We start from the raw sequence: 11,470 nt of genomic DNA, 5'->3' as shown, positions 1-11,470 counted from the left end.
CGTGTGGGACCGGCGCTTCCGGCTGAAGGGGCCGGGGCGGGCGGGTTTCAGCCTGGGCGCGCTGGGCCCCGACCGGGTGGCGGGGGATGCGCGCCTGCCCGCCGCGGTCCGTCGCGCCCTGCCGGCGATCCGCGCGCCGAACGGCGCGCTGGCCGCGGTGCCTTCGCTGCTCTATCCTTCCCCTGAGGCCTGCGTCCCCTTCGCGATCATCTTCGCGCCGGGGACCACGGGCAGGGAGTTTTCGGGCCGACCATTCAAGGGTGGTCAACCCGACCTTATGTGTACTCACGAAGGCCGGGGGGAATATCCTTCCGGCATGGAGACGGACACGCGCACGTGAACAATTTCGGTCGGAATCTCGCGCTCTGGGTGATCGTCGCCCTGCTCCTCGTGGCGCTCTTCAACCTGTTCCAGCCTTCGGGCGCGGGACGGACCAGCGCACAGCAGGTCGCCTATTCGGAGTTCCTGAACGAGGTGAATGCCGGCCATGTGCGGGAGGTCTCGATCCAGGGCCGCACCCTGACGGGCCAGCTGACCGATGGGCGCAGCTTCCAGACCTACACGCCGGAGGACCCCTCTCTCGTCACCCGCCTGACGGAGCGCAACGTGCGCGTCGTGGCGCGGCCTGAGGAGAGCGACGTCAACCCGCTGCTGCACTACCTGATGTCCTGGTTCCCGATGCTGCTGTTGATCGGCGTCTGGATCTTCTTCATGCGGCAGATGCAAGGCGGCGGCGGGCGAGCCATGGGCTTCGGCAAGTCCAAGGCCAAGCTGCTGACGGAAAAGCAGGGCCGCGTCACCTTCGACGACGTCGCGGGCATCGACGAGGCGAAGGCCGAGCTCGAGGAGATCGTGGACTTCCTGCGCGACCCGCAGAAGTTCCAGCGCCTGGGCGGCAAGATCCCGAAGGGCGTGCTGCTGGTGGGCCCGCCGGGCACCGGCAAGACGCTGCTCGCGCGGTCCATCGCGGGTGAGGCGAACGTGCCCTTCTTCACCATCTCGGGGTCGGACTTCGTCGAGATGTTCGTGGGCGTTGGCGCGTCGCGCGTGCGCGACATGTTCGAGCAGGGCAAGAAGAACGCCCCCTGCATCATCTTCATCGACGAGATCGACGCCGTCGGCCGGCATCGCGGCGCGGGCCTGGGCGGCGGCAATGACGAGCGCGAGCAGACGCTGAACCAGATGCTCGTTGAGATGGACGGCTTCGAGAGCAACGAGGGCGTCATCATCATCGCGGCGACCAACCGGCCGGATGTGCTCGACCCCGCGCTGTTGCGCCCGGGCCGCTTCGACCGCCAGGTCGTGGTGCCGAACCCGGACGTGAACGGGCGGGAGAAAATCCTGCGCGTGCACATGCGCAAGGTGCCGCTGGCCTCCGACGTCGATCCGAAGGTGATCGCGCGCGGCACGCCGGGCTTCTCCGGCGCCGACCTCGCCAACCTCGTGAACGAGGCGGCGCTGCTCGCAGCCCGCACCGGCCGCCGCACCGTCGGCATGGCGGAGTTCGAGGCGGCGAAGGACAAGGTGCTGATGGGTGCGGAGCGTCGCTCGCTGGTGATGAGCGAGGCTGAGAAGCGCATGACCGCCTATCACGAGGCGGGCCACGCGCTGGTCGCGATGCACGAGCCGGAATGCGACCCGGTGCACAAGGCGACGATCATCCCGCGCGGCCGCGCGCTTGGCCTCGTCATGTCGCTGCCGGAGGGCGACCGCTACTCCAAGCACAAGTCCAAGCTGAAGGCGGAACTCGCCATGGCGATGGGCGGGCGCGTCGCGGAGGAACTGATCTTCGGCCCCGACAAGGTCTCCAACGGCGCCTCGGGCGATATCAAGATGGCGACCAACCAGGCGCGCATGATGGTCACCGAATGGGGCATGTCGGACGTGATCGGCATGATCGCCTATGGCGACAACAGCCAGGAGGTCTTCCTCGGCCATTCCGTGACGCAGACCAAGAACCTGTCCGAGGAAACCGCACGTAAGATCGACGGCGAGATCCGCGCGATCATCGACGGCGCTTATGCCCGGGCCAAGACGATCCTGTCCGAGCACATGGACGAGCTGCACCTGCTGGCCAAGGGCCTGCTGGAGCATGAGACCCTGTCGGGCGACGAGATCCGTAACGTGATCCGTGGCGAGCCGGTGGTGCGCAACCGTCCGGACGAGCCTGTCGCGCCCTCCCGCGGCAGCGTCCCCGCGGCCGGCCGCCCCACGGCGCCGCGCCCGCCGGGCCTCAGCCCCGGTGCCGCCCCGGCCACCTGAGGGCTCTTCCCCTGGACTTCGTGACGGGGCGCGCTATGCCAGGCGCGCCCCGTTTCATTTTGGCCCCATCCGCCCCGCCCCGCGCCATGTGTTGGTTCGCAAAGGCCTTTCGGCCTTTGCCGGGGTGGTCCGGAGGGGCGGAGCCCCTCCGATGCCTCGCATCATCGAACCGCTCGGCCTGATCACCGGCCCCGTCGCCTTCCATGCGCTGCGGGAAGGCTTCGCCCTGCCGCTGCAGGGCGGCGACATCGCCTTCGCCTTCGTCCGCCTGATCGAGGATGGGGATGATCTCGGCGTCGGCCCGGTGAACCTGGTGCCGGAGGATTGGCGGGAGGCGCTGGACGCCATCGCGCAGCGCCCCGCGCCCTTCGCCGGCCTGCCGGCGGACCGCCCGCTGGTGATGGGCGTCGTGAACGTGACGCCCGACAGTTTCTCCGATGGCGGCCGCCATGTCGACGCGAAGGCCGCGATCGCCACGGGACACGCCATGCTGGAAGCAGGCGCCGATATCCTCGACGTAGGCGGTGAATCGACCCGCCCCGGCGCGACCGCGGTCACGCTGGAGGAGGAGGCGGCGCGCGTGCTGCCAGTTATCCGCGAACTCGCCAAGGCGGCGCCGGTCAGCATCGACACGCGCAACGCCGCGACGATGCGCGCCGCGCTCGATGCGGGGGCGGAGATCGTCAACGACGTCTCCGCGCTGCGCCACGACCCCGAGGCGATGGCCTTCGTCGCCGCGACCGACGCGCCGGTGGTGCTGATGCACATGCCGGGCGACGACCCGGCGACGATGCAGTCGCTCGCGACCTATGGCGACGTGGCGCTGGAGGTGGCGGAGTTCCTCGCCTCGCGGATCGCGGCCTGCGAGGCGGCGGGGATTCCGCGCGGGCGAATCGCCATCGACCCGGGTATCGGTTTTGGAAAGACGATGGAACACAACCTTGCGTTGATCGATCGCCTGCCGTTGCTCGCGACGCTCGGCTGCCGGGTTGTGCTTGGCGCGTCGCGCAAGCGCTTCATCGGCACGCTGTCGGGTGTGGAGGAGGCTGGACGGCGCGTACCTGGGAGCATCGCGGCCTGCTTGGCGGGCGCGGCGCGCGGTGCGTCGATCCTGCGCGTGCACGACGTGGCGGAGACGGTTCAGGCGCTGGCCGTCTGGCGCGCCTGCCAGGCCGGCGCGCCGCCGGCGTCGCATGACTGAAAAACTTCCACATGCGCGCTTTTTGATATACGATTTCGTGAGGGCGTGGGGCGCGCCCGGTCGTTCATGATGCAGGGACTGAGAGGGACCATGTCCAGCACGCGCCGCCTGTTCGGCACTGACGGAATCCGCGGCACCGCCAACCGCGCGCCCATGGATGCGATGACCGCGCTGCGCCTCGGCCAGGCCGCGGGTCGCTACTTCAACCGCGGCACCTACCGCCATCGCGTGGTGATCGGGAAGGACACGCGGCTGTCGGGCTACATGCTCGAACCCGCGCTGACCGCGGGCTTCGTCGGCGCGGGGATGGACGTGGTGCTGGTGGGGCCGCTGCCCACCCCGGCGATCGCGCTGCTGACGCGCAGCCTGCGTGCCGATCTGGGCGTGATGATCAGCGCATCCCACAACCCGTTCGAGGACAATGGCATCAAGCTGTTCGGCCCGGACGGTCTGAAGCTGACCGATGAGCAGGAGTGCGAGATCGAGGCGCTGATGGCCGGCGATCTCGCCGCCGCGCTGGTGCCGCCGGGCCGTCTGGGTCGCGCGAGCCGGATGGAAGATGCGCCGGGCCGCTATATCGAGGCCGCGAAGCAGTCCTTCCCGCGCGGGCATACGCTCGAAGGCCTGCGCATCGTCGTCGATTGCGCCCATGGCGCTGGCTACAAGGTGGCGCCGACGGTGCTGTGGGAGCTGGGCGCGGAGGTCGTGTCGATCGGCGTCGCGCCGGATGGGTTCAACATCAACCGCGGGGTCGGCTCGACCGCGCCGGGGCAGTTGGCGGAGCTGGTGCGCGAACGCCGTGCCGATCTCGGCATCGCGCTGGATGGCGATGCGGACCGCGTGGTGCTGATCGACGAGCAGGGCCAGGTGATCGACGGCGACCAGATCCTGGCGCTGATCGCGCGGTCCTGGCACGCGCAGGGCACGCTGCGCGGCGGCGCCGTGGTGGCGACGGTGATGTCGAACATGGGCCTGGAGCGCTTCCTTGGCCAGCGTGGCCTCAAGCTGCTGCGCACCGCGGTGGGCGACCGCTATGTCGGCGAGCGGATGCGCGAGGAGGGCTGCAACCTCGGTGGCGAGCAGTCCGGCCACATGATCATGCCGGATTTCGGCACGACGGGGGATGGGCTGATCGCCGCGCTGCAGGTGCTGGCGGTGCTGGTGGAAGAGAAGCGGCCGGCGAGCGAGGTGCTGCGCTGCTTCACGCCCCTGCCGCAGCGGCTGGTCAATGTCCGCTACGCCGGTGCCTCCCCGCTCGGCGAGGATTCGGTCAAGGCCGCGATCGCGGAGGAGGAGGCGGCGCTGGGTGCGCGTGGCCGCGTGCTGATCCGCGCGAGCGGCACGGAGCCCGTGATCCGCGTCATGGCCGAGGCCGAGGAGGAATCCCTCGTCGAGGCCACGGTCTCCCGCCTCGCCGACACGATCCGCGCCAAGGCCCGCGCGGCCTGAAGGTTGATCCTGAAGGTTGATAAAGAAGGTTGAGGGGGGCATGGGGGGAGAAGTTCGCTTCTCCCCCCATTCCTTCTTTTCGAGGACGTCGATGCAGGGACGTGTGTTGATCATCGCCGGCAGTGATTCCGGCGGCGGTGCCGGCATCCAGGCCGACATCAAGGCGGTGACGGCCCTGGGCGGCTTCGCCATGACCGCGATCACCGCGCTGACTGCGCAGAACACGCTCGGCGTGCATGGCGTGGTCGCCGTGGATCCGGCCTTCATCCGCCAGCAGATGGCGGTGGTGCTGGATGATCTGGGCGCGGACGCGCTCAAGACCGGGATGCTGCACGATGTTCCGGTGATCGAGGCAGTGGCGGCGGAGATCGTGCAGCGCGCCGCGGGCGTGCCCCTGGTTGCCGACCCGGTGATGGTGGCCAAGGGCGGGCACCCTCTGCTCGCCCCTGATGCGGTGGGCTCGCTGAAGTCCCGGCTGCTGCCGCTGGCGACCGTGATCACGCCGAACCTGCCGGAGGCCGAGGTGCTGGTCGGCCGGCTGATCCGCGACGTGGCGGGGATGCGCGCCGCGGCGGCGGATCTGCGCGCGCTCGGCGTGCCGGCGGTGCTGCTCAAGGGCGGGCATCTCGAGGGCGAGACGGTGACCGACCTGCTGGTGACAGAGGGCGGGGTCGAGGAGTTCGTCGATGCGCGCATCGCGACGCGCCACACGCACGGCACGGGCTGCACGCTGGCGAGCGCGATCGCGACGGGCCTCGCCCAGGGGATGGCGCTGCGGGATGCCGTGGTGCGCGCGCGGGCCTATGTGCGCGCGGCGATCGCGGCCGCGCCGGGCTATGGCGCGGGGCATGGGCCGCTCGACCATGGCGTGACGGTCGATCCCGCGCGGATCCTCCGTTAACGCTTTCTTTGCCCGTCCCGTGCCAAACGGGTGGGATGGTCCTTTCCCTTACCCAGGTGCAGGCGCTGTTCGGCGCGCAGGCGTCCGGGGCATCGTCCTCCGGCAATGCCGCGGCGGCGATCCCGGCGCTGAAGCGCGTGACCGAGGCGGGTGCCGAGGCCAAGGGGATGGCGCAGGAGCGCAAGGACCCGGTCACGCTCACGACGCTGGCGCAGTTCCGCCGGGCGCTCGACAAGGCGGACACGATCGAGAAGGCGCTGTCCGACCCGCGCATCCTGCAGGTGCTGATGCCGGCGCTGGGCCTGCCGGACCAGGCGGCGAATGTGGGCATGGTGCGGCGCGCGCTGCTGTCGGACCCGTCCGATCCGAAGGGCGTCGCGGCGCAGCTGGGGTCGTCGTGGAAGGCGGCGGCGGAGACGCTGGGCGCCTGGGAGAAGGGCCTCGACGCGCTGCGCGACCCGGCGATGGTGCAGCGGCTGTCCGATGCCTTCGTGAAGTACCAGTACCGGCTGGGGCTGAACGAGCAGCAGCCGGGCCTGGCGGATGCGCTCTACTTCCTGGAGGCGGCGAAGAACGCGAAGGATGTCTTCGGCGTGCTGGGCGATGGCGTGATCCGCCGTGTCGTCACCGGCGCGCTCGGCCTGCCGGACTCCATGGCGATCCAGTCGGTGGAGACGCAGGGCCGCGCCGTCACGTCGCGCATGAAGCTCGAGACGCTGCAGGATGACCGCGCGGTGCGGAAGCTCGCCGAGCGCTACCTGATCGTCGCGGCGAACAAGGCGGCGGAGTCGCAGGCGGCGCAGGCGAGCGACCCGATGGCGGTCATTACGGGCCTGTCGATCCGGGCTTGATCGGCGCCCCCGCCCGGGCGTAACCCTTCCCCCGGGCCACGTCCCCCCACCGGGACGCATCCGCTTCTGGAAGGGAGCAACACCATGGCGATCGCCGCCGCGAAGCCGGGCATCCGCCCGGCGAACCCCCGTTTCTCATCCGGTCCCTGTGCCAAGCGTCCCGGCTGGTCGCTCGCCGCGCTCGAAGGCGCGATGCTGGGTCGTAGCCATCGCGCCAAGGACCCGAAGGCGCGCCTGGCCGAGGCGATCGATCGGTCGAAGGCGATCCTCGGCATGCCGGCGGATTGGCGGCTCGGCATCGTGCCGGCCTCCGACACGGGCGCGGTCGAGATGGCGATGTGGTCGATGCTCGGCGCGCGGGGCGTGGACGTCCTCGCCTGGGAGTCCTTCTCGAAGGATTGGGCGACGGATGCGCTGAAGCAGCTGAAGCTGAGGGATGCCCGGGTGATCGAGGCGCCCTATGGGCGGCTGCCGGATCTCTCGCAGGTCGATGCCGCCACGCGGGATGTGGTGTTCGTCTGGAACGGCACGACCTCGGGCGTACGGCTGCCCGACGCGGATTTCATCCCGGTGCAGCGCGAGGGGCTCGCCATCTGCGACGCGACAAGCGCGGCCTTCGCGATGGAGTTGCCCTGGGATCGGCTCGATGTCGTGACCTGGTCCTGGCAGAAGGTCCTGGGCGGTGAAGCCGCGCACGGCATGCTGGCGCTCTCGCCCCGCGCCGTCGCGCGGCTGGAGTCCTATTCGCCGCCTTGGCCGATGCCGAAGATTTTCCGCATGACGAAGGGCGGGAAGCTGAACGAGGGCATCTTCAAGGGCGAGACGATCAACACGCCATCCATGCTCTGCGTCGAGGATGCGATCGACGGGCTGCGCTGGGCGGAAGGTGTTGGCGGCCTCAAGGGCCTGGTGGCGCGGTCGGAGGCGAACCTCGCCGCCATCGCCCGCTGGGTCGCGACGAAGCCCGGCTTCGACTTCCTGGCCGAGGACCCGGCGACGCGGTCCTGCACCTCGATCTGCCTGACCATCACCGCGCCCTGGTTCACCGTGATGGGGGCGGAGGCGCAGGCGGCGGCGGCGAAGAAAATCGCCTCGCTGCTCGAGAAGGAAGGCGTGGCCCTCGACGCCGGCGCCTATCGCGACGCCCCGCCCGGCCTGCGCATCTGGGGCGGTGCGACGGTCGAGACATCCGACATCGAGGCGCTGCTGCCCTGGCTCGACTGGGCGCTCGCGACCGTCGCCTCCGAGATCGTGGTGGCCTGAGACATGCTCGTGCGCACACCGAAAGTCCTGATCTCCGACAAGCTCAGCCCCGCCGCGGTGCAGATCTTCCGCGACCGCGGCATCGAGGTGGACTTCAAGCCGGGGCTCTCCCCGGCGGAACTCCGCGCCATCATCGCGCCCTATGACGGGCTCGCGGTGCGTTCGGCCACCAAGGTGACGCGCGAACTGCTCGACGTCGCGCCGCAGCTGAAGGTGGTCGGCCGCGCCGGCATCGGCGTGGACAATGTGGACGTGACGAGTGCGACGGCGCGCGGCGTGGTGGTGATGAACACGCCCTTCGGCAACGCCATCACCACGGCCGAGCACGCGATCGCCATGATGTTCGCCCTCGCGCGCCAGATCCCGGAGGCGAGTGCTTCCACCAAGGCCGGGAAGTGGGAGAAGAACCGCTTCATGGGCGTCGAGCTGACCGGCAAGGTGCTCGGCCTGATCGGCTGCGGGAATATCGGCTCGATCGTCGCCGATCGGGCGCTCGGCCTGCGCATGAAGGTGATCGCCTATGATCCCTTCCTGTCCGAGAAGCGCGCGGTCGAGATCGGCGTGGAGAAGGTCGAGCTCGACACGCTGATCGCGCGGGCCGACATCGTCACGCTGCACACGCCGCTGACCGAGCAGACACGCAACATCCTCGGCCGCGACGCGCTGTTCCGCCTGAAGAAGGGGGCGCGGCTGATCAACTGCGCCCGCGGCGGCCTGGTGGACGAGGCGGCGCTGGCCGAGGCGCTGACCTCCGGCCACCTCGCCGGCGCCGCGCTCGATGTGTTCGAGACGGAGCCCGCGACGGACAGCCCGCTGTTTGGCCTCGAGAACGTGGTCTGCACGCCGCATCTGGGGGCCGCGACGGCGGAGGCGCAGGAGAACGTGGCGCTGCAGGTGGCCGACCAGATGGCGGATTTCCTGCTGACCGGCGCGGTATCGAATGCCATCAACATGCCCTCGGTCACCGCCGAGGAAGCGCCGCGGCTCAAGCCCTACATGGAACTCGCCCGGCTGCTGGGCGCGATGGCCGGGCAGCTGACGGCGGCGCAGGACGGCGCGATCAAGGCGATCCGCGTCGAGTACGAAGGCCATGCGGCGGAGCTCAACCATCGCCCGCTGACCGCCGCCGCACTCGCCGGCGTGCTGACGCCGCTGATGGGCGCGGTGAACATGGTCAACGCCCCGGTGCTCGCGCGGCAGCGCGACATCGAGGTGGCGGAGACGACGGTCGAGCGCAGCGGCGAATACCAGACGCTGGTGCGGCTGAAGGTGGTGACCGACAAGTACGAGAAGTCGATCGCCGGCACGCTGCTCGCGGAAAACCGCCCGCGGCTCGTCGAGATCAAGGGCATCGCGGTGGAGGCCGACTTCGCGCCGCACATGCTCTACGTCACGAACCAGGACAAGCCCGGCTTCATCGGCCGCTTCGGCATGGCGCTGGCGGAAGCCGGCATCAACATCGCGACCTTCCACCTGGGCCGCTCGGCGCCGGGGGGGGATGCGATCTGCCTGGTGGGGCTGGATGGCCCGATGCCGGAGCCGGTCCTCGGCGGCGTCAGGAAACTGCCGCTTGTGGTCCAGGCGACGGCGCTGGCGTTCTGAGCGGCGTCAGAAATACGCCGCCAGCAGCGCGATGATGGCGGCCCAGAGGGGCAGCGCAATCATGGTCGCGTTGACCCAGGCGCGGCCGGGGTCGTCCTCGGACGGCGCCTCGTCGGCGGGCAGAATGGCGTTGGCGGTGACCTCGGACATGACACCTCCGATCCGGACCGGCATGATCCTTCCCCTAGACTGCGGCAGGATCGTTGAGGGATGGTGAACACGACGCGGCCGGCCGCCCGGCCCGACCCCGGCAACTGGACGCACAACCCCCGCCGCACGGCCCCCCGAGCGATCTTCGAGGAGGATGCCTCCTGGCCCGAGGGCCATTGGTACGAGATCGCGGCCACCATCTTCGAGACCGAGACCGAGGAGCAGGAGGTCCGCATCCTGGAGACGGTCGAATACGGCCGCATCCTGGTCCTCGACGGCCACCTGCAATCGGCCGAGGAGGACGAGGCGATCTACCACGAGGCGCTGGTCCAGCCCGCCATGCTGCTGCACCCCGCGCCGCGGTCCGTCCTGATCGTCGGCGGCGGGGAAGGGGCGACGGCGCGGGAGGCGCTGAGGCATTCCTCCGTCACCCGCGTCGTCATGGTCGACATCGACGGGGAACTCGTCGACATCTGCCGCGAGCACCTGCCGTCCTGGCATCGCGGCGCCTTCGAGGATCCGCGGCTGGAACTCGTCATCGGCGACGGGCTCGACTACGTCGCGGGCGGGGATGAGCGTTTCGACATCGTCATCCTCGACCTGGTCGATGCCTTCGAGGACGGCCCGTCCGAGGCGCTCTTCGCCGAGGGCTTCTTCCGCGACGTGAAGCGGCGGATGGCGCCCGGCGGCGTGCTGGCAGTGCAGGCGATGGAGCTCAACCCGAACGGCGTCGAGGACCATGCGGTGGTCCGGCGGAACCTCCGCCCGGTCTTCGCCCACCTCGCCTCCTATTCCGCCATGGTGCCCTCCTTCTGGAGCGAATGGGGCTTCCTGCTGGCGAGCGACGTGCACGACCCGGCGGCACTCGCGCCGGAGGAGGCAGATGGGCGCATCGCCGCGCGCGGGCTCGACCTGAAGGCCATGGACGGGGCGACGCTGCAGCGGATGCGGACGCTCTCGAAGCCCGTGCGGACCCTGCTCGCCGCCGCGGGCGCGCCATGATGGGGGCGGGGGTTGCCCCGGGCGGGCGCCCCTGCCACACCCTCCGCCGGCCATGACCGACGACCTGCCCAACCCGGCCCTGCTGCCCGCCGGCCTCGCCGACCTCCTGCCGCCCGAGGCGGAGCGCGAGGCCGCGCTCGTCGAGGCAATGATGGCCATCTTCGCCGCCCATGGGTATGAGCGGGTGAAGCCGCCGCTGCTGGAATTCGAGGACAGCCTGCTGGCGGGTTCCGGCGCGGCGGTCGCGGAACAGACCTTCCGCCTGATGGACCCGGTCAGCCAGCGCATGATGGGGCTGCGCGCCGACACCACGCCGCAGGTCGCGCGCATCGCGGCGACGAGGCTGGCGCAGGATCCGCGCCCGCTGCGCCTGTGCTACGCCGGGCAGGTCCTGCGGGTGCGCGGGACGCACCTCGCCCCCTCCCGCCAATTGCCGCAGGCCGGCGTCGAGCTGATCGGCGGCGCCGCGCCGGCCGCCGATGCCGAGGTCGCGCTCGTCGCGGTCGAGGCGCTGGCCGCCGTGGGCGTCATGGAGGTGAGCCTCGACGTCACGCTGCCGACGCTCGTGCCGGCGCTGATGGAGGCTGCCGGGATCGCCGCGCCGCTGCGGCAGAACCTCGCGCGCGCGCTCGACCGCAAGGACAGCGCGGACGTCACCGCGATTGCTAACGGGCATGGCGGCGTGCTGGCCGCGCTGCCGGCGCTGATGGCCGCGACCGGCCCGGCGGATGGCGCGCTGGCCGCGCTGGGCTGATCGGAAGGGAGCGCACCGGCACGCCCCCCACTGTT

The 11,470-nt window shown here is 70.5% G+C and carries 11 protein-coding genes; 10 read left to right on the top strand and 1 reads right to left on the bottom strand.

Going from position 1 to position 11,470, the window contains the following annotated elements; translation table 11 throughout:
- From HW577_RS12585 to serA, 8 genes are all read left to right on the top strand, one after another.
- A partial coding sequence (locus tag HW577_RS12585; RefSeq protein WP_198376483.1) for a hypothetical protein occupies positions 1-340 on the top strand: 340 nt, incomplete at its 5' end.
- A complete protein-coding gene (gene ftsH, locus HW577_RS12580; protein WP_198376482.1) occupies positions 337-2,262 on the top strand; it encodes an ATP-dependent zinc metalloprotease FtsH in 1,926 nt (641 codons plus the stop codon). The genes HW577_RS12585 and ftsH, both read left to right, overlap by 4 nt.
- Before the next feature lie 151 nt (positions 2,263-2,413).
- A complete protein-coding gene (gene folP, locus HW577_RS12575; RefSeq protein ID WP_198376481.1) occupies positions 2,414-3,463 on the top strand; it encodes a dihydropteroate synthase in 1,050 nt (349 codons plus the stop codon).
- 90 nt (positions 3,464-3,553) lie between these two features.
- Entirely contained in the window at positions 3,554-4,912 is a 1,359-nt protein-coding gene (gene glmM, locus HW577_RS12570) for a phosphoglucosamine mutase (RefSeq protein ID WP_198376480.1), read from the top strand.
- Between the two features lie 91 nt (positions 4,913-5,003).
- Positions 5,004-5,813, top strand: a complete 810-nt coding sequence (gene thiD, locus HW577_RS12565) for a bifunctional hydroxymethylpyrimidine kinase/phosphomethylpyrimidine kinase (RefSeq protein ID WP_198376479.1) — start codon at positions 5,004-5,006, stop codon at positions 5,811-5,813.
- 35 nt (positions 5,814-5,848) lie between these two features.
- Positions 5,849-6,664 carry a DUF1217 domain-containing protein gene (locus tag HW577_RS12560; protein ID WP_198376478.1) on the top strand — a complete coding sequence of 272 codons (816 nt, stop codon included), beginning with the start codon at positions 5,849-5,851 and terminating at the stop codon, positions 6,662-6,664.
- Between the two features lie 84 nt (positions 6,665-6,748).
- Positions 6,749-7,927 carry a phosphoserine transaminase gene (locus HW577_RS12555; protein ID WP_198376477.1) on the top strand — a complete coding sequence of 393 codons (1,179 nt, stop codon included), beginning with the start codon at positions 6,749-6,751 and terminating at the stop codon, positions 7,925-7,927.
- Between the two features lie 3 nt (positions 7,928-7,930).
- Positions 7,931-9,529 carry a phosphoglycerate dehydrogenase gene (gene serA, locus HW577_RS12550; RefSeq protein ID WP_198376476.1) on the top strand — a complete coding sequence of 533 codons (1,599 nt, stop codon included), beginning with the start codon at positions 7,931-7,933 and terminating at the stop codon, positions 9,527-9,529.
- Between the two features lie 6 nt (positions 9,530-9,535).
- On the opposite strand, the gene HW577_RS12545 is transcribed toward serA, so the two are convergent.
- Positions 9,536-9,679 carry a hypothetical protein gene (locus HW577_RS12545; RefSeq protein WP_198376475.1) on the bottom strand — a complete coding sequence of 48 codons (144 nt, stop codon included), beginning with the start codon at positions 9,677-9,679 and terminating at the stop codon, positions 9,536-9,538.
- A gap of 60 nt (positions 9,680-9,739) precedes the next feature.
- Here HW577_RS12545 and HW577_RS12540 point away from each other — a divergent pair, with 60 nt between their 5' ends.
- Both HW577_RS12540 and HW577_RS12535 read left to right on the top strand, forming a co-directional pair.
- The gene (locus HW577_RS12540; protein WP_198376474.1) at positions 9,740-10,681 is read left to right on the top strand and encodes a spermine/spermidine synthase domain-containing protein; all 942 of its coding nucleotides are present in this window, start codon (positions 9,740-9,742) and stop codon (positions 10,679-10,681) included.
- Between the two features lie 52 nt (positions 10,682-10,733).
- Entirely contained in the window at positions 10,734-11,435 is a 702-nt protein-coding gene (locus tag HW577_RS12535) for an ATP phosphoribosyltransferase regulatory subunit (RefSeq protein WP_198376473.1), read from the top strand.
- Positions 11,436-11,470 lie beyond the last annotated feature (35 nt).

It is taken from the genome of Neoroseomonas rubea (assembly GCF_016106015.1).
GTDB lineage: Bacteria > Pseudomonadota > Alphaproteobacteria > Acetobacterales > Acetobacteraceae > Neoroseomonas > Neoroseomonas rubea.
This window is presented reverse-complemented; position numbering and strand designations above follow the sequence as displayed.